This window comes from Psychrobacter aquimaris (assembly GCF_016107525.1).
Classification (GTDB): Bacteria; Pseudomonadota; Gammaproteobacteria; order Pseudomonadales; family Moraxellaceae; genus Psychrobacter; species Psychrobacter aquimaris.
Genome location: NZ_JABASR010000003.1, coordinates 1 through 19337, shown reverse-complemented (window position 1 = coordinate 19337; position 19337 = coordinate 1). Strand labels below are relative to the sequence as shown.

Genomic DNA, 19337 nt, shown 5'->3' with positions numbered 1-19337 from the left:
TTTTTTCCATAAAAACATCATATTTATCAGCAAAAAAATAAGGCCACGAATGGCCTTATTATATTAAGAGTTTTGATAGTAAGGATAATCATTATAGCCAATTTCGGTGCCACCATACATCGTGGCAGGATCTGCCTCATTGAGTGGCCAATGATTGGCGATGCGCTCAGGTAAATCGGGATTAGCAATAAAAGGACGCCCAAAAGCAAATAAATCACCATAACCTTTAGCTAACATATGAACCGATTTTTCCGTTGTGTATTTACCCGCATAGATAATGCGTCCTGAAAACTCAGCTCTGACGGCCTGATAAAAAGTCTCTGGTAAATCAGGGGCATTGTCCCAGTCAGCTTCTGCAATAGATAAATAAGCGATACCCGCTTGTTCAAGTACTTTAATCGCTTCCATGTACGTATGATGTGGATCTGATTCCACTAGACCTAAATACACGCGAGTCTCATCTGTGCTAGCAAACAGTGGCGCGAAACGTACGCCTAAACGATCAGCACCAACCACTGCACTGACGGCAGCAACGATTTCTTTTAAGAAACGCAAGCGATTGGTCAACGAACCGCCATATTGGTCATCACGTGTGTTGCTATGCTCAGAGATGAACTGATTCACCAAATAGCCATTAGCACAATGCAGCTCGACGCCATCAAAACCTGCTTCCAATGCATTGCGCGCGGCTTGAGCATACATAGCGACCAGTTCACTAACTTCATCAGTACTGAGTGCGCGTGGCTCACTAGGATCGGCTAACGCGCCTGCACCTGGTGCTGTTTCGATAAATACTTTTACATTGTCAGCACTGATAGCTGATGGTGCGACTGGCTGAGCGCCTTGTGGTTGTAAGCTGGTATGAGACACGCGACCAACATGCCAAAGCTGAGCGAAAATAATACCACCTGCCGCGTGTACCGCTTGAGTGACTTTTTTCCAGCCTTCGATTTGGGCGTGCGAATGTATGCCTGGCGTCCACGCATAACCTTGACCCCTTGGCTCAATTTGTGTGCCTTCAGTGACCATAAAACCTGCAGAGGCGCGCTGTGTATAGTAGCTTGCCATTAAGTCATTAGGAATATTGTCCGGTTGCGTGCTGCGAGAGCGTGTCAATGGTGGCATGACAATACGGTTTTTTAACGTATATGGTCCAAGTGTTACAGATGAAAACAATGGGCTAGTATCGATATTAGATGGTTCCATAAAACTCTCTTTTAAAACAAATAGACGGGGTTATTGTTTAAACCACTGAGCTTGTTTTGATGCTTTATTACTGCGTAAGTAAGGTTGGCAAGCATAGAGTTTTATGGATACAATCGGAAACAGGATTTTCTTGTTTAAGATACAATTATGAATGGTACAGATTATGAATGGTATTAACCGACTCGATATCAAGCAGCTGAGAGTGCTACATGCGCTACTTGATCTAAAAAATCTCTCACAAGTCGCGCGCAAAATGGGGCTGACGCAACAGGCAATCAGCGAACAGTTACGTAAGCTGCGTGATTTGTTTGATGATCGTTTGTTTATTCGTCAAGGCAATAGCATGGTGGCAACCCCCAAAGCGCTATCGATGCAGCAACCCATTAGTCGCATATTAGAGCAATTAGAAGCACTGTTAGAACCGGATGTGTTTTCGCCGCAGACTTATAAAGGGGTGTTTACGATTAGCGCGACCGACTATGCGACGCAGGCATTATTACCGCAGTTGTTTCATATAACGCGTCGCGATGCGCCTGATTTGAAGTTAATCGTGCGTGATTTTGCCTCAGACAATGTCAATCAGCTTATTACGGCAGGCGAGCTTGATCTGCTGATTACTTTCCCAGAATTTATCCCTGATAACTTGGCTTATGTGACGTTGCTTGAAGAACAACATTTCTGCATTACTGGTTGTAATAATAATATTACAACTGAGCCGCTGTCACTGGCGCAAATTGCTGCGCACTCGCAGCTGGTGGTGTCACCTTCACGCGCTAACTTGCGTGGCTCTCATGACCAGTGGTTTGCAGAAAAAGGTCTTAAACGAAATATTGTTATGTCCGTTCCTAGCTTTTCTGCGGTGCCAGATATCCTCTATACAACCGATATGATTGCATTTTATCCCTCGCGTTTATTGCCAAACAGTCGGGTTAAAGAGCTTAAAGTGGCAGCCTTGCCACCCACATTTAAGGTGATAGCAGCATGGCACCCACGTACCAGTCACAGTGGTATACACCGTTGGCTGATTGAGCAGTTACAGCAGTTATCCAAGTCTGACTAGGGCATGACCTCATTTCCATCTTCGTTTTTAAAATGAGGACACGCCCTAGAACGTTATCGCTTTTATTTTTCGTTCTTACTTTTACCAAAACTACTTTTATTAAAACTACAACTACTTATGCCAAAGTCCTTTGATCGCCTCCCATTGCTGAGAAAATATTGAGTCATTGCCGTTGGTGGATTGATTGGCTTTTGGCAATATGTGCTCGTAATAGGTACCTTTAAGGAGCTTATTTAATAGACCTTCACCGATGAAGCCTTTGCCATCGTTGAGGGTGTTCGCGGCTTTTAGTAATTGACGGATATCATATTGTAATGGGTTTATATCGGGAACTTGTTTTTGCACATTCAGTAGCTCATAAACTGCGACACGGGCAGTACGCACAGAGCTCTCCATGGTAAAGACCACATCATTACGTGTCTCAACGAACTGCCCGACCAACCCCATATTGACACAACCGTCAGGGACGACTTCGGGGCGATCGCCTTTAGCTCGTGGCATAAACATCGAGGTAATGTAAGGCATATAAGCGGTCCTGACGATGGTATTGGCCATGACATTGTCTAAATTATCGATGATACCAAGGTGATGGCAAAGTTCCGTCAAAATTTCTGTACCCGTACATTCTGGCATGGTTTTTTTGACATAATTGCCTTCTTTGTCCATCAATAAGGCATACACCCATATCACTAGCGTGTCTTTTGGCTGATCAGGGAAGTGCGGTTGACGGTTACAAGTAAAGCTCATCAACCAGTTTGAGTCAGTAATGGTAATAATACCGCCGGTCACTGTTTTACCAGTATATGGATCGTTGACGGACAGCGTTTTGAGCTTATCAATAAAGGCAGAGGGTTGGCAGGTCAAAGTGGCAGACATCCAAGAAGATTTGTCCACATGCTGATTAAATTTATTTGGATGACCAAAGACAGCAGACTGCTTGGCTAGGTTATTCCATACTTTCCAACCAGACGATTGCCCCATATTATCCTGAGTGAAGTCTAGGGTAGGTGCGGTATTATCATCCCCATAGCGGGTATCTTCAGTCATGGAGCCTGTCGTCACGATGACAAAGTCATTAGCGCCCATGGGGACAGTGGTTTCTTCACCCGCTTTCTCCATCACAATGGCATTGACCTTTTTAGCGCCTGTTACCTTATCTTCGTTCTCAAACTCAATGTCTAAATCAGTGACTAGCGTGTCGTACTGAAATTGTACGCCTTTGTCTTTTAGATAGTTCTTTAGTGGTACCACAAAGCTATCAAACTGGTTGTATCTTGGGAATACCAAGGCAGACATGTCGTTTAGACCATCTAATGCATGTAAAAATCGATGCGCATAAAGCTTAAGTTCAAGTAAACTGTGCCAGTTTTCAAAAGCAAACATGGTACGCCAAAACGTCCAAAAATTACTGCTTAAGAAGCTGTCGTCAAAATACTCTTCAATCGTGATATCGTCCAATTCTTCTTTGCGCTTTAACAGCAAACGAATTAATGCGAGCTGATTGGTTTTACTCAATCCCAGTTGACTGAAGTCTTTTATCTCACCTTGTTTGTGTATCAGTCGCGCAATGGAGTAGTTTGGGTCGGTATCGTTTGCAATTCGATACTCATCCAAGGTGCTATAAGGTGCAGGCATTTTAAGTGCAGGAATATCTTGGAATAAATCCCAAAAATTTTCGTAGGTGAAGTCCATTTCACGACCACCACGAATCATATAGCCAGTCTCGGGATTACCGCTACCATCTAAGGAGCCACCTGCAACGTCCAGGTACTCTAAGATAATAATATTTTCAGCGGATACCTTGCCATCTCGGATACAGTAATAAGCACTGGCTAGACCTGCAACGCCGCCACCCACGATATAAACCTTACTGTCTTGATAAGCGTCATTGGGCGTCCCTATATTGCGCTGATAATTACCAATTTGGTCCGGAAAGGGTAAGCTCTTGCCTGGTATATTTTCTACACGGGTTTTACTGGCATCGGGCTGGCGAATAAATGTGTCATGGTCTACCGGATTACCTGTTTGAGTCTTTATGGTTTTCATAAGTTCATCCTTATTTAGTAAGACTGATATAAAGGTTATTTGACTTAAATGAATGATTTATAGACAGATTATAGATTGTCTTCATTAAACAATAGTGACATCGGTTGAAAAGAATATAAGTATTTATTTGCCAGATTATGCGTTATTCATTTGCTAATGGTTTACTGTTTATTATGGTTGCTAACCATAAGGACTGCTATGTAATTACGTAGGCGCTGTTTCAAACGCTCCAGCAACCGCGCAACCTTGATAGCTTTTATTATCATAAGTTAACGTCGCGGTAAATTCATTCTGATAGCCATTATCATCGGTACAAGTCTGGCCGTGTATATTCATGATAATAGGTTTGCCGCTAACGGTGCTCACGTATTCAACACCTTCAGCGTCGGTCGAACGAGAGACAACGATGGTTGTTGGTTTCAAAAAATCTGCTTCAATACTAAGTTGGTTACCATTAACCACTGTGCGCCAACTTTTCTCTTTATTACCAAAAGCAGTGAATGCCGATAACGGCTCTTTGGTACTGGACGGCTCCACGTTTGGCTGTTTATCAGCGTTCTCTTTTGTCGTGTTTGTAATGATCTCTGTTGATTTGCTTGCTGTGTTTGGTTGATGAGTATTACAAGCCACTAGCGAAAGGCTGCTTGCTAAGCACAAAGTACTGAAAAACAAAGAACGCATCGGTCTTCCTTTAATTCTGAAAAGAGAAAGACTTTGTAAGCGCCTTTCTTTAGGTTTATTTGAATAACTGTATGAGCGAGTTATATCAATCTCTGAGTGTACAGCAGACAGATATTACAATCAGTGATAAGTGACGGTAATCGACTCTATTATATAAAATACAAACAGAACATCTATATTAGTATTATTAATATAACATATGTATAAAATTTCACAGTATAGAACAAGATAAACTTGGTAGACTCTGTGATTATAAAGGTGTTGATGATATCAATAGAAAAAACTAGCGACTGTTTTGCTGATCGTGTTTCCTGTGCTAATGTGTTGAATCCTTACTAATTATGAGTAAGACAGCGCCTGATTTGAATATGAAGAAGCCACTTAAAAATAAGTGGCTTTTTTTGTGTCTTGTAATGGCTGATAGTGTAGCTATGTGCTCAATAAGCTGTATGTTGTGATTGATGAGAAAAAGGCAGCAGCGCTAAATGATGACAAGGTTGTATCTAGCAACCGCAAGCTAATTGTTGTTAATTAAAAGATACTGGTCAACAGATAATAAAACAAAACTTTTGTCATCATGTTGTCATGACTGCATCGTATCCTTGAGCCCACTATAAATGGTGGTTGCGTATCACTGATGTCTTTATTCATTCAGTGATTCATTGATGATGGTAGACGCATCAATATAAGGTTTATCTATGAGTGTTGCTGGTCGGCTTGGTAGTATTTCCACACGTATGCTGATTATTTTAGCGTTAGCTTTTTTACTGATTATTTTGATGGTTTACTGGGTCATCGAGACCCAAGCTAAGCCGCGCATACTGGAGATGACCTCAGAGATAGTCGTTGAAACGGGTAACGAAGCCATTAACAGCATTATGGCGAGTATCAATCATGTCGACGGACTGGCAAAAGCCACCAGTGCGATGGCGGGCGGCTTGCCAAAAGAAGACGTTCTTTATAAAGAAACCTTTGGCAATCTCATGCAACAAACCGATCAAAGGATTGTGGGCGGCGGCGTGTGGTTTGATCCCAATATGTACGCGCAAGACCGAGAGCGCCAGTCGTTTGTGTGGGCGCGTGATGACTCAGGCAACATGCAGCCATTAGAGCGTTATAATCGAGTGCGCCAAACGCCTAATCCTTATTATCGAGAGTGGTGGTACATTCCTGCGATGTACGCACGTCATGACCACTGTGTCTGGAGTCGTGCGTATGTCGATCCGCAAAGCAATCAGCCGATGATGACTTGCGCCAAGGCATTGTATGACAGTCGCAATCAGGCTTTTGATGGAGTAGTGAGTTTTAACCTGCTATTAGATAACCTCGATGACGCCATGAAAAAGTGGCAAGATAAGCTGGGTGGTTATGTCTTTTTGGTAGATTTGGACAATAGATTTTTGACCTTTCCTGATCAATCTATGGTCACGCAAGCGACTAAAGATAACCCCCAAGGCGAGATGGTAACCGCGCATCAATTGGCCGAGAAACATCCTACCTTTGCACCTATTGCGGACAGCCTAGATCATATTAACCAAACACTCATCGATGAGGCAGTTGCCAAAGATGAAGGTCGTTATACGCTCGCCGCACGTAGTATTTTGAGTACGACCAATCTTGATAAAATCAGCGAACAAGAATCCAAGTTGCTGTCAGCATTACTGCTGTTAAATATTGATCAAACATTTAATTTGGTAGACAGTCACTTAGTTGAGACCATCGCTGTGCCCAATGATTTTGTGTTGCAGCAGCCTGCCACCGCCTTTGTGTTTCGTATGCCATTTACCTATTGGAAAATGGTTATCGTCAAGCCCAATAATGACATGATGAGCGTGGCAAATGCATTGTCGAACCAGCTAATTCAAACCATGCTACTGGGTTTTATTCCTATCTTGTTGTTGACTGCATGGGTGTTCCGTCGCTACTTTACTCGACCATTAAAGTACATGGCACTAGCAGTGGCTGATATGGGTGCATTGATTGAACAAAAAAAATATCAACAATTAAGCGCACTTAAACTGCCACACTCAAATGTCAGCGAAATTCAAATCATCAGTGAGCAGACCAATCAATTAATCGACCGCGTCGTCGAAAATGAAGGTGCGCTTGCTGAAATAAATGTCCATCTAGAAAAACAAGTCGCCGCCCGCACGCAAGACTTGCAGCAAGCCATGGATGAGTTAAAAGCCTCACAAGTGCATCTGGTGCGCTCCGAAAAAATGGCGACATTAGGCCAAATGGTGGCTGGCGTGGCACATGAGGTCAATACTCCATTGGGCTATGTGCGTAGTAATATGGAGCTGGTCGGCGATAATCTCATGCGTTTTGATGAGCTGCTACAGCATACCGATCAATTATTGCAGGCGTTAAAAGCGCCAACTATCAATCAAGAACAAGTCAAGCAGCTAATAGAGCAAACCTTAAAATGCTGCGAGGCAATCAAAGAAGATGAAGTCAATGAAGATTTGGCAGATTTGATTAAAGACGGACTGTATGGCGTGGATCAAATTGCTGAACTGGTCGTCAGCTTGCGCGACTTTTCTCGACTTGACGAATCCAAAGTAAAAGATGTCGATATCAATGAATGTATCAATACCTCATTGACTATGGCTCGCAATAATTTAAAAACCTTAGACGTCAATACCAACCTAGCCGAGCTGCCGCTTATTCAGTGTAATCCTTCGCAAATTAACCAAGTATTATTAAACCTATTTAATAATGCCGCGCAAGCCATACCGAGTGATCATAAAGGGACATTGCAAGTCACGTCGTCTGTCGATGAGGCGCAGAAATATATCGTGGTACGCATTATAGATAATGGTGTCGGTATCGCAGAGCATATTTTAACGCATATCTTTGAGCCGTTTTTTACCACCAAAAAAGCAGGCGATGGCACAGGGTTGGGATTGGCCATTACAGTACAAATCATCGAACAACATGGTGGACGCATTGAGGTTAGCTCAATGGTTGGCACGGGCACGACGTTTACCCTTATGCTCCCGATACAGTCTATCGTTCATGAAAAGAAACCTGCACAAGCCTTATTTGAAAGTTGAGATACTTGCAACCACTTATTTAAAGAGAGCGTCATGCAAAAACCAAAAATCGCTTTTATCGATGATGAGCCGCGTATCTTGCGCAGCTTAAAGATGCATTTTCGCCAGTCACATGATGTATTTATTACTACCGATGCCACTGAGCTAATGGAATATGTCAGCCAAAATGAGGTACAAGTGGTCATCAGCGACCAACGCATGCCAGATAAGCAAGGTACGGAAGTATTGAGTGACATCAAAGCAGCTTCACCAAATACTATTCGTATCTTGTTAACCGGTTATGCGGATCTGAATGCCGTGATGGATTCTGTGAATGAAGGCGAAATTTATCGCTATATCACTAAGCCATGGCAAAATGATGAGCTTAAAAAAATCGTTAATAAAGCCACAGAAATTGCTCAGAAAACGCAAGAAATCATGGAAAATGATGCGACTCAACACCGTGTTGATAGTGGCACTGTTAGTAATCGCAATATATTGGTATTAGATGATGATGAGAGCATCTATCAACAAATAAAAAGTCATTTTAAGAGTGCTTATAACGTGAGCTGGGCCAGCAATCTTGAACAGGCAGCAACGTTATTACAAAAAAAACGCTTTGGCGTTACTATTACGGATTCGACGCTCAATCAAGAGAATATTACACCCATCGTTTATGCCTTAAAAAATATCCAGCCAGATCTCATGGTGCTGATGTTGACTGAATTCAAAGATGCCCATATGGTCATTGATTTAATCAATAAGGGTCAGGTGTATCGCTGTCTACCACGTCCGACCAACTTCTCTATCATGAGTATCAGTCTTGATCGCGCTTTTGATCATCACGAAAGATTGGTGCAGCAGCCGATACTGGCGGCTCGTCATCATGTCGAAGAAGTGCCGGAGTCAGAGGCTTTTAACTTTTCTGAAAGGCTGAAGGGTTTCTTTGCCAAATTCAGAAGTTGGCGCATTAGTAGATAAAAAAATAGGGCACGCTAAAAATGCCCTATCCATGGTTTAAACGTATCATTGCCTCCTATTTGCATGAGAGACGTTTTTTATTGCTCATGGTTCATTTGCTCAGCCTGTTATTTGTCATACTATCATTTGCTGTATCTATATCCAGCTTGTGCTGAGACGACCATATGACTAGAGTAGCTAGACTATAACCAAGCAAATAGGAGGGACTGAATAAAAAAACAGCGGAAAATATAAGCATAAGATTGATGTAATGTGGAGTGCCTTTTCTTGTTTTACGCGACCAGTGTTGATGGTGGTAGCGCCTTAAAAATAGCGAAATTTTTCGATAAAAAAAAGGACAACTTAACAACTATTGCCCTCTATATTGTTTTTCTCGATAATATCGATTTTCCTCTCTAGCTCTATAATTTGCAACTTACAGCTCTTATAGTGACCTTCTTGGTGGCTCTCTGTTTTCTTAAGGGTTTTTTGATAGATACGGTTGTACAGTGATGTCAGGCCTTTTTTAATTGCTTTGAGTTCTTTCGAAGATAAATCCATGTGCTTATCAAAATCAGGAGCCTTTATTTTTGCACATAGCTCAAAAAGTGTAAGATTAAAATCTTGATAGTGTTGCTGCACTGAATTTTCTTTTGATTGCTCGCTATATTGGATATTTTTTTTCATTAGAATGAGCAACGCACTATCAATCAAATTCTTTTCATAATCTGTCAAACATAAGTAATGGCTCATTACATCTACTCTCAGTTATTTCAAAAATTCTGTTCAGAAGGCCATCAATTGGCTACTTTAAAAAAATCCACATGCCAACGACCGTTACAAAATACTTATTCAGCCTACTTGATTTGGTCTTCACTCTTTAGAAATCTTCATTGATATGCGACATATCGTTAATGGCTTTGAATAATCACCGCATTCTATAGGGTGGAAATGAAAGTATCGTGACAAAGTCTAGGCTTTATAAAAAATACGGCAAAGTCAGTTATCCTAAGTTATATATAAGATGTTTTTTTTATTAACTATTACTTGCCCGTCTACAAAAGCGCCAATATAACGCTTATAGCGTACCATTGAAGCAACCTTTCCTTATTAAGGTTACCTTTCTTCAATTTTCATGAATCTACTTAACCTTAGAATCGTTTATCATTTTCGTTGTCGATAGAGCAGACTTTTATCACGATGCTTTTTATCACGTTAATGTTTTGCTTGATATTGAGTAAGACACTTTCACTCATAATTCATATGAATTGACACGAGAAAATACAATGAAAAAAATAATGATAAGCTCAATTCTAGCTTTGACGGCTTGCCTTACTATGGTTGGTCAAGCGAATGCAGCTCCTCATGTTGCTAAGCATCATGCCACTCAAATACAACATCAAAAGGTCAATGCAAAGTTCGATAATAAACATAAGCAGGTAAAGAAAAGAGTAATAGCGTCAAAGTATCAATCAAAAAAACCAGTGGCTCATATAAAAGCAAAAAACAAATATCAAGCTAAGCATACTCATGGATACCGTTCTTAATCGTGCAGCTTTTTGATATAAAAATAGCGCCCATGTTAGGCGCTATTTTTTTCGTTGTTATGTGACAAAAGCTAAGTAACCAAGTTAATCACTATTGACTGGTCAAGGTGATTTTCTTAGTGCCACCATTACTACTCGGCTGACTCAATGTCACCTTACTTGCTAAGATATCGCCTTTGGCATTGATCTTGTAGCATTCTGATGAAGTGCCTGCTGGATCATAGCTAAGTAATAGATTGCCTGAGGTTTCTATACAGAACCATGCAGTGTTATTCGTATCTCGCGACAGAGACCAGTCTTGGTTGTAGGTTCCTATCTTGTTGCGCATGCTGCTATCAGCATAGACATTTTCTGTAATTAGCTTACTAGAAGCGCCTACCGTCGCCATCTTAGGAATAGTGGTTGTCTGGTTAGATAGTGAGTATCTGCCTGTGCTATCGGTAAAACCATGGAATATCAGTGGATTCAAAGTAAAGTAATTGATAGCGACTGATTGATTGGTGATTTGATTATTCATCTTATTGATGGTATTTATTTCTGTACCTTGTACAGACTTATTATTAAATACCATACTGCCTTTAGGCGTAACTTGAATCTCTGCTGACACGCTTTGATTGCCGACAACGGCAACTAACTTATCACTGCGTTGTTTGGTGTAGATGTTGAGCATAGCAGCCTCAACAGGGTATTGAGTGACGACGCCATTGACATTGTTATTTTGACCCGTGTTGCCTGTCATTCCACCAGCACAAGCGCTTAAGCCCAGTCCTGCTGCGATACATAATCCTAGTGTTTTCATGGTTTTATCCTCAATTTTTAAATGTATGATTTGATATCTACTATAATCGAATTTTTAAACAATGACATCTGCTAACTATTTAATTATGCCACTACAGTGTTTATTGCTTTCAATTACCGCTCTTTAACTGAGCTGCCAACGAAGAGGCGTGCCATAAATCTCAGCAAAATAATCAATCAACGTTCTTACATTTAGAGAAACATGACGGGTATGAGGATAAATAGCCGCGACATGCTGAGGTGTGGTCTTAACGGCGGCATCATAATCAGGTAATAGCTTGATTAGCTCGCCGCTCTTTAAATACTCACCGATAAGCCAATCTGGAAAAAGTACGATTCCCATACCTTTGAGTGCAGATACCAATAAAGATTCTGCATTATTAGACATCAACAAAGCGGGCGCTAAGAATGGCGTCCACTCTTCATTTCCTGTCTTAAAAAGCCAACGATTGGGTCCTGTTGAGCCTTTATATACTAGGCATTTATGCTGCGTCAGATCTGCTGGCGCTTGTAGTTTGCCGTGTGTGCTTATATACGCCGGAGAGGCGGCAAGATGATAGGTTTGCTCGCCAAAAATACGCGCATGAAAGGCGGAGTCATTTAAGGTGCCAATTCTAAAAATAACGTCGGTTGCATAATGATGAGGATCAATAAAGTCATCTGTTAAAGTCAAATCTATCTGTAATTTAGGATACAGAGCACTAAGTTGTGGCAGCCAAGGTGCGATATGGCGTTGGCCGAAAAATACTGGCGCGTTGATTCTTAATAAACCACCCGGCTCTAATGTCCGGTCTTGAAGCGCTTGCTGTGCCGCACTCATGCTCTCAGTCATGGAGTGTGCATAGCGCATAAACACGCGTCCCGCTTCAGTCGGAATGACGGCACGTGTATTACGATAAAAAAGCTGCTGCCCCAGTGAGTCTTCTAACTGCTTGATGATGCGTGACACTTTAGACGCTGAGACGCCTTCTTTTCGAGCCACTACCGAAAAGCTCTGAGCATGAAAAACATCTATAAAAAACAGTAAGGTTTTTATATTGATGGTATCTAAAGTATTCATTTGTGCAACTTATGCAAAGGTCATTTCCATATTATAGCGTTTTTTAATGGGTATAGGCTGCGGTACACTACGCCACATTGCTCATTAAGGATTTTTTCATGCAAATTTTATTAATACTCATTGTTGTTTTAGGCGGCATGGGGTTGTCCGTTGAGGCAGGGCTGCTGGGGCCTTTGGGAAGTGAAGTGGGGGAGCTGTGGGCGACATTGAGTATTTTTGGTGTTGGTGCTGCTCTGACGTTTTTTTTGATGTTGTTTTTTAGTCCGCGAGACAGTCCTTCATTTTTCTCACAGCCGCCTTTACTGCTGGTTGGCGGTATTTTGGGGCCTATTTATGTGGTGGTATTAACCGTTGTGACGCCTGTCATTGGGATTGCGTTGACGATGATTGGAATACTGGCTGGGCAAGTATTTCAGAGTGTACTCATAGACCATTATGGTTTGTTCGAAACCATGGAGCGAAAAATAGACGTTAAACGAATTATTGCTTTGTTTTTCATTATTGTTGCACTTATCTTTATGGCACAGGGGTAAAATAAATGATGCTTATTTTAATGATTGTATTGGCAATAATTGGCGGCGCGGCATTAAGCATACAGGCAGCCTTAAATGGTCGCCTTGGTAGCAATGTTGGTGTATTTAAAAGTGCTTTTTTAACCTTTTCTGTGGGTGCAGTGGTCACAGCCTTGCTGATTTTCTTTTTTGAACCCAAGCATGCGGTTACTTTATTGGATGTCCCTAAATGGCAGCTACTTGGTGCTTTATGCGGTGTTCCTTATATTGTCATTATGGTGGTGGCAGTCCAGCGTATTGGTACGGCTGTGGCCACGGTTGCGGTTATTTTTGGTCAGTTGAGTATGAGTGTGTTGATTGATAACTTTGGTTGGTTCGGTAATGAGGCGATTAGTCTTTCAGTCAGTCGCATGGGTGCTTTGGTTTGTTTGGCAATTGCCCTTTATTTTATTTATGCGAGTAGCAAGTCTGAGCCCAAAGAAGCTTAGTCATATATATTGATTGTTTTTAATAGCATGACATGCCTTTTTCTAGTGACTTAGGAAAAAGGCATGTCATGCTAAACACAGAAGCTATTATAGCGCCTAGCGAAAATCAAAAAACTCATAATGAATATTCTTGGCAGGAATGCCATTTTCTTTCATTAATCCTCGCACCCTGTCTAAAAGCCCTTTTGGACCGCAAAAACTAATCTGAATCTGCTTTGGATCAACCTCACTGGCGATTTTGCGCATGGTTTCAGCCATGGCATTACTGCCACTTGGGTTGGCTACGAAACCTACGCCAGACTGGTCTGTCATCTCCTGCATGCGCTCAACACTTGGGAAAACACGCGCAGGATCGAAGCAATATACCAAAGTGGCACGTTCAAAATGACCAATGGTTTTATCCTCTTGCCAAGAAATAAAGGGCGAAATGCCGACTCCGGCACCAATCCATATTTCACGCTCTGCATTCGCTATACGTTTAAAATTACCATGAGGCGCATAAATATCAGCCAACATACCCACTTTGGCTTGTTCATTTAGCTTTTTTGTATAATCACCCAATGCTCGGATCACAAAATGGATGCGTCCATTATCAGAAGGTGCGTTAGCTATGGTAAAAGGATGCGGCTCGCGTAAACCTGCTTCTTTAAGAGAAATAAAGGCAAATTGCCCAGCTTTGAATGGAAACCTTTTATCTACTGGCTCAAATTCCAAGTGTACCGCCGCTTTGCCATGGGAGATAGCGACTAACTTATATTCTCCAGCTTTGGCAATGAAGGGGTAAAACACCATTTTGTACAGTGCTGCAATCACGCCGACAGAACAAAGTAGTGCTAACCAAATACCTGCTGGACTAGTCAGTGTGATGGGAGACTCAAAGCTCAGCCAATGTAGTATAACGATTAGAAAAAGTGGACCTGAGAACTTATGCAACCAACGCCAGTTGCCATAGGGAATTTTCCGATTCAGTGCCAGTAGTATAATCAGACCTAGCGCGACAAGGCTAAGTTGACGCACCATCCGCGTCCAATATTTGGATAATTCTAAAATTGGTGCAAGCTCCCAAGAGTCTAGCTTGGCTTTGAATAAAAAATGATAGACAGCGAAGACAAGTGCCCATATAGCAATCCACTTATGCGCTTCATAAACTCTGTCCAGACCGCCAAAGATCCGTTCAACACCGTGCCAACGGCTAGCGAGTATGCATGAGCTTGCCATGCAGGCTAAAGCCGATGCACCCATAATCAAGCTGACTGTTGCTGACGTTATCCACGTTTCAGAGGGAATTTGCATGAGTACAGTGATTGATGTGATCAGTACGATACTACTGATTACTTGCCATGACTTTACAGCCATAAGAATCTCCCTAAAAATTATTTTATTCACGTTAAGAAGGCTTGATTTACTAAGTATACATTTATTGAAAAAGCATGGCTGATCATACAGCCTGATTCTTAAATAATTCTTAAGTGGTGTCTATGGCACGACGTATGCAACTGATCCGCTGCACAATTATTTACCTGTTTTAACGTCCTAGGGCGTGTTCTCAATTCAAGCGATAGTCCTCTAAATGGGCTAAAAATGGCTAAATTTTGCTAAACATCGTCAACTTGCTGGGCAATACCTCGGTATTATCTGCGCCATTTTCCTTGTTTAACGGCAATTTATCTCATTTTTATCGCCATTTTTTAAATGAGTACACGCCCTAAGCTCACCTTAAGATTTGTTTGTTGTAATAGCGATGAGGCAGATGATGCGATATCTCGTCTGCTTACGATATCTTGCTGATTTTCAGTGTTTAGCAGCTGATATTGTCAATAAACAAACAAATGATTAAGAGAGTGACAACCATGAGCCAAAAAGACACCATGAATTGGGACGACGACTCTTCCGCGCCTTTATCGAATACGCCTAAAGCGAGGCAAGTAAAAGTTTGGGACATATTAGTAAGAGTTACCCACTGGACAGTCGCAGCTGGTATTATTGCCAATCTATTCTTTACCGAAGATGGTGGTGAGTGGCATGAGTATGTAGGCTATACCGTTTTGGGACTGGTCGTCGTACGTTTACTTTGGGGTCTGGTTGGAACGCGCTATGCACGCTTTACTAGTTTCTTTCCTACACCAACACGACTCAAACATCATGTATCAGATTTAAGTGTTCGACGCGTTGATGAGCAGCATCTTGGTCATAACCCCTTGGCAGCCCTGATGATGTTATCGTTATGGGCCGTGATTATAGGGTTAGGACTAACCGGTTATCTGATGGAATCAGGGCTGTTTGGTGATAAAGAGGTGCTTGAAGAGATTCATGAGTTATTAGCAAACAGCTTATATCTGCTGGTTCCTCTACATATCATCGCAGCGATTGCCATGAGTTACTGGCAACGCCAAAACCTCATCAAATCAATGATAACGGGCAAAAAAACGGTGACAGACAAGCCGACTACTATGAAATAAGTCAAGCGATGGAGCACATATGGCACGCATATTATTGATAGAAGACGACAGCACCATCGCTGATGGTATTGTCCTTGGCTTAAAAAGTCATGGCATGATGGTGGATTGGTTTAGTGATGCCAAGCAAGGTGAGATTGCGCTGCAAGATGGCATGTTTGATGCGGTATTGCTGGATTTGACCTTGCCAAAAGGGGACGGCATGACCGTCCTAAAAAACTGGCGGGAAAAACACATAGATACGCCTGTATTGATTATCACCGCTCGCGATGCGATTGCCAATCGTGTGGCAGGACTCAATGCAGGCGCTGATGACTATTTGGTGAAGCCGTTTGCATTAGATGAGGTGATTGCCCGTTTACAAGCATTGATGAGACGCAGCCAAGGTCGGAGTCAACCTGAAGTCCGTTATGGCGAAGTGGCCTATCAGCCTCATAATCAGCAAGTCTCTTATAAAGGAAAAATTGTAGAATTAACCATCAAGGAAGTGGCAATCTTAGAGCAAATGCTGACTCACCCTAAGCAAATTCACAGCCGCGCAAGCTTAGAAGATAAGCTATATGGGTGGCAACAAGATATCGAAAGTAATGCCATTGAAGTGCACATTCATCATTTACGCAAAAAACTGGGTAATGATTTCGTCTTGACCAAACGTGGTATTGGCTACTATCTCAATCCAGCCCATAACCACCATTAACCACCGTTAGGCATTCACCTGCCTGTTTTTGGCGTTCCCACTTTGTCTGCTATTATGTGAGCCTATGAAAAGTATTCAGCAACGGCTATTAACATCGCTACTGATTGGTCTACCTCTGCTATGGGTACTCACCTCGAGCTTTATTGCGTGGAAGCTTTGGCATGAAATCAATGAGATGAATGACACCCAAATCACTCAAGTTGCCCGTTACTTAATAGGGGTCGCCCCCAAAGAAGATGATGATAAAGACAATCATGGACAAGAGGACAGTAAAAAAAAGCATAAACCCAAAATCTATAATTTAAAAAGTAAGCAGCTATCAGGTGATCTTGGTGAGGCTGAAGATGACTATATGGGCTTTGCCATCTGGGATAAAAAAGGACGCCTATTAATGGCTGATGAAAATGGTCAATCATTTGCTTTTTTGCCAGATCAGTATGGATTTTTAGAAGAGCATGATTCTGCCTATCAGCGCCTCAACCCTTTTAGTAAGCGCTGGCGTTTATTTTATGTGCACGATGACCATGACCACGAAGGTCGGGTCATTGCCGTCGGACAGAACCTGAAATCTCGCCGAGAGATGATTGTTGATGCCATGTCCGTGCAAGTGCTGCCGATGTTGATTGGGCTATTTGCCTTTATGGGTTTAGTGGTTTGGTTGATTCGACGGGGGTTTATGCCGTTAACTCAGATTAGTGGTGCGCTTGAACAGCGTCAACCGCAAGACGATAGCCCCATCACAGCAGACGTGCCCAAAGAGATCCAACCGTTAGTGAGCGCCTTAAATGTCTTGTTTGTAAAAGTCGCGGATACCCTAGCACGTGAGCAACGCTTTACGGCCGATGCCTCACATGAGCTAAGAAGCCCGCTTGCGGCGTTAAAGCTACAAGCTGATTTGTTACAGCAGCAGATATTGCAGTTATCTGGCGTAGAAGACGATAATCAGCTGTTTTATCATACCCAAAACATCAGCAATGGCATTGAGCGGGCTACTCATTTGGTCGAGCAACTGTTGATTTTAGCCAAAATAGAACCGCAACAACAATTACCTCCTGAGCAATTAGAAAGTCCGGAATGGCTAATGCTCACGGATATTGTACTTAGTGATGTCAATCGGCTGGCTCGTGAAAAGCGCATTCAATTAAAACGCACTGTGAACTGTGACAATCCTGCTGATATTCTACCCATCCTTATCAATCCAATTTTATTCAAACTGCTCATCCGCAACCTGTTGGACAATGCCATTCGCTATTGTCCCGAGGGCGCTTCGATTGAACTTCAGCTCGACACCAATGCTATTAGAGTGGTCGATAATGGCAGTGGCGTCGAGCCAGAACAACTGACGCGGTTAAGCGAGCGCTTTTATCGCCCAGCAGGTCAAAGCCAATTAGGTAGCGGTCTTGGGCTATCCATTGCCAATCGAATAGCAGAGCTGCACGGTCTGACGTTAGAGTTTGCTAACCGCTCTCAACCAGAAACTGGCTTTATCGTCACGATAAGACATAAAAAAGCGATATCAAGCACCTGATAAAACGATAAAAATTAATCGGCGTGGGCTTAAGGTTGAGTTAATATTTACCCCGTATGCTAGTTGTATTCCCTAATAATATAGACGGAGTACATCCTATGAGCCTACCTCTATTAAAACCCTTATTATTGACTGTTGGTGCCACCTCATTAGTGTTTTTTGGTGGCGTTATTGCCTTATCTGTCCAATCGCCCAGTGCTGATGACGCACTATCAGCTGCGGATGTCATGAGTCAAAATACTGACATTACCTCTGTATCCTCTGATTTATCGTCCTTTAAAGCCGTGGCAAACCCTCTCACGCAACCCCCATCTGCCAATCCATCACCTCTTGCGGCACTCACAGCCACGCAAGCAACTGCGCTTGCGCAGCAAGACGCGCCCAATTCAGTATTGCAGGGGTCACCCGAGCTCGTCAATTATAACGGTACCGTCGCTTATGAGGTGCTATTAGACAGCGGCGCTACTTATATTGATGCCAGTGTCGGCACTGTACTGAATCCGGTTGCGACCAATGACTATCGTGCTGAGAGATTTGACGATGACGATTATGAGGACGATGGTTATGAAGATAAGCATCACGATGATGACGACCATAAAGAGGATAAACACCGCAAAGCACACGATAAAAAATACTATAAAGAGAATGATCGCCTAATCGCCATGAGCTATCAGCAACATGAGGAGGAGGAATACGATGACTAATACCAAATCACATTCGACACCAGCCGTCAAAAAAACGGCTAAAAAAGCAGATCCTTTTGCCGCTCTTAAAAGCAGCATTATGATGGTCTCGATTGTAGGTACTATGGCAGGATGGTTGGTACTACTCAATCAAGAAAAACAAACTGCCCCTGTGAGCACGGCCATTATAAGCACTGCTGTTGCTGAGTCTGATGAAAGTGCTGTCACGCCAACGCCCATCGCTGATATCAATCAATTGCGACAGGTCAATGCAGTCGCACCTGTTGAGGTAATAAGGGTTGTCGCTCGTACGCGTTCTTCTCAATAAATAAGAAAAACCACAGATTATTTAGTTTGAATGTTTAGTCAAGGGAGGGCTTTGAATGCACACAAATACGTCCAATCAAACAACACCGCAACTGGCAACGATTAAACTGTTTGCCATGGGTTGTCACATTCAAATCAGCTTAGATACCACAAGACTGAGCGTGCAACCTTCACAAATGAGAATAGACCAACAAGTCGCTTTTTTAACAAACGATATTCAGCAGCGCTTAGCTGACTGGGAACATATATTCAG

The 19337-nt window shown here is 42.4% G+C and carries 18 protein-coding genes and 1 pseudogene; 12 read left to right on the top strand and 7 right to left on the bottom strand.

Translation table 11 applies throughout. The features are described 5' to 3' along the window. Positions 1 to 63 precede the first annotated feature (63 nt). Entirely contained in the window at positions 64 to 1191 is a 1128-nt protein-coding gene (locus tag JFC10_RS03350) for an alkene reductase (protein WP_265089980.1), read from the bottom strand. A 178-nt stretch (positions 1192 to 1369) separates the two neighbouring features. Here JFC10_RS03350 and JFC10_RS03345 point away from each other — a divergent pair, with 178 nt between their 5' ends. After that, a complete protein-coding gene (locus tag JFC10_RS03345; protein WP_198331674.1) occupies positions 1370 to 2266 on the top strand; it encodes a LysR family transcriptional regulator in 897 nt (298 codons plus the stop codon). A gap of 111 nt (positions 2267 to 2377) precedes the next feature. On the opposite strand, the gene JFC10_RS03340 is transcribed toward JFC10_RS03345, so the two are convergent. Continuing rightward, entirely contained in the window at positions 2378 to 4312 is a 1935-nt protein-coding gene (locus JFC10_RS03340; protein WP_198331673.1) for an oleate hydratase, read from the bottom strand. Between the two features lie 204 nt (positions 4313 to 4516). Next, positions 4517 to 4993, bottom strand: a complete 477-nt coding sequence (locus tag JFC10_RS03335; RefSeq protein WP_198331672.1) for a hypothetical protein — start codon at positions 4991 to 4993, stop codon at positions 4517 to 4519. 698 nt (positions 4994 to 5691) lie between these two features. Between JFC10_RS03335 and JFC10_RS03330 the strand changes: the two genes are divergently transcribed. Together JFC10_RS03330 and JFC10_RS03325 are read left to right on the top strand one after the other, a co-directional pair. Further along, complete coding sequence (locus JFC10_RS03330; protein WP_198331671.1) at positions 5692 to 8049, top strand: ATP-binding protein; 2358 nt, start codon at positions 5692 to 5694, stop codon at positions 8047 to 8049. 33 nt (positions 8050 to 8082) lie between these two features. Beyond that, complete coding sequence (locus JFC10_RS03325) at positions 8083 to 9009, top strand: response regulator (protein WP_198331670.1); 927 nt, start codon at positions 8083 to 8085, stop codon at positions 9007 to 9009. A 342-nt stretch (positions 9010 to 9351) separates the two neighbouring features. Here JFC10_RS03325 and JFC10_RS03320 read toward each other — a convergent pair whose 3' ends face one another. Continuing rightward, positions 9352 to 9741 (bottom strand): hypothetical protein, encoded by a 390-nt coding sequence (locus JFC10_RS03320; RefSeq protein ID WP_198331669.1) that lies wholly within the window; start codon positions 9739 to 9741, stop codon positions 9352 to 9354. A 533-nt stretch (positions 9742 to 10274) separates the two neighbouring features. On the opposite strand from JFC10_RS03320, the gene JFC10_RS03315 reads away from it, so the two are divergent. Then, the gene (locus JFC10_RS03315) at positions 10275 to 10535 is read left to right on the top strand and encodes a hypothetical protein (RefSeq protein WP_198331668.1); all 261 of its coding nucleotides are present in this window, start codon (positions 10275 to 10277) and stop codon (positions 10533 to 10535) included. A gap of 91 nt (positions 10536 to 10626) precedes the next feature. Here JFC10_RS03315 and JFC10_RS03310 read toward each other — a convergent pair whose 3' ends face one another. Together JFC10_RS03310 and JFC10_RS03305 are read right to left on the bottom strand one after the other, a co-directional pair. Next, positions 10627 to 11334 carry a hypothetical protein gene (locus JFC10_RS03310; protein ID WP_198331667.1) on the bottom strand — a complete coding sequence of 236 codons (708 nt, stop codon included), beginning with the start codon at positions 11332 to 11334 and terminating at the stop codon, positions 10627 to 10629. A 123-nt stretch (positions 11335 to 11457) separates the two neighbouring features. After that, the gene (locus tag JFC10_RS03305; protein ID WP_198331666.1) at positions 11458 to 12393 is read right to left on the bottom strand and encodes a LysR family transcriptional regulator; all 936 of its coding nucleotides are present in this window, start codon (positions 12391 to 12393) and stop codon (positions 11458 to 11460) included. Positions 12394 to 12491: 98 nt separating this feature from the next. Here JFC10_RS03305 and JFC10_RS03300 point away from each other — a divergent pair, with 98 nt between their 5' ends. Together JFC10_RS03300 and JFC10_RS03295 are read left to right on the top strand one after the other, a co-directional pair. Further along, entirely contained in the window at positions 12492 to 12926 is a 435-nt protein-coding gene (locus JFC10_RS03300) for a DMT family transporter (protein WP_198331665.1), read from the top strand. Positions 12927 to 12934: 8 nt separating this feature from the next. After that, the gene (locus JFC10_RS03295; protein ID WP_198331857.1) at positions 12935 to 13393 is read left to right on the top strand and encodes a DMT family transporter; all 459 of its coding nucleotides are present in this window, start codon (positions 12935 to 12937) and stop codon (positions 13391 to 13393) included. Positions 13394 to 13489: 96 nt separating this feature from the next. Here JFC10_RS03295 and JFC10_RS03290 read toward each other — a convergent pair whose 3' ends face one another. Then, positions 13490 to 14749, bottom strand: coding sequence for a ferredoxin reductase family protein (locus tag JFC10_RS03290; protein WP_198331664.1), 1260 nt, complete (start codon positions 14747 to 14749; stop codon positions 13490 to 13492). A gap of 494 nt (positions 14750 to 15243) precedes the next feature. Here JFC10_RS03290 and JFC10_RS03285 point away from each other — a divergent pair, with 494 nt between their 5' ends. The 6 genes and pseudogenes from JFC10_RS03285 to JFC10_RS03260 all read left to right on the top strand — a co-directional run. Continuing rightward, positions 15244 to 15852: a cytochrome b/b6 domain-containing protein gene (locus tag JFC10_RS03285; protein ID WP_198331663.1), complete on the top strand. Its 609-nt coding sequence runs from the start codon at positions 15244 to 15246 to the stop codon at positions 15850 to 15852. A 19-nt stretch (positions 15853 to 15871) separates the two neighbouring features. Further along, entirely contained in the window at positions 15872 to 16546 is a 675-nt protein-coding gene (locus tag JFC10_RS03280) for a response regulator (protein WP_198331662.1), read from the top strand. Between the two features lie 64 nt (positions 16547 to 16610). Beyond that, positions 16611 to 18074, top strand: coding sequence for an ATP-binding protein (locus JFC10_RS03275; protein ID WP_198331661.1), 1464 nt, complete (start codon positions 16611 to 16613; stop codon positions 18072 to 18074). Positions 18075 to 18172: 98 nt separating this feature from the next. Continuing rightward, positions 18173 to 18778, top strand: a complete 606-nt coding sequence (locus tag JFC10_RS03270) for a hypothetical protein (RefSeq protein ID WP_198331660.1) — start codon at positions 18173 to 18175, stop codon at positions 18776 to 18778. Then, the gene (locus JFC10_RS03265) at positions 18771 to 19085 is read left to right on the top strand and encodes a hypothetical protein (RefSeq protein WP_198331659.1); all 315 of its coding nucleotides are present in this window, start codon (positions 18771 to 18773) and stop codon (positions 19083 to 19085) included. Before JFC10_RS03270 ends, JFC10_RS03265 begins: the two co-directional genes overlap by 8 nt. 55 nt (positions 19086 to 19140) lie before the next feature. Continuing rightward, positions 19141 to 19337, top strand: a pseudogene (locus tag JFC10_RS03260) (FAD:protein FMN transferase); the annotation flags it as partial.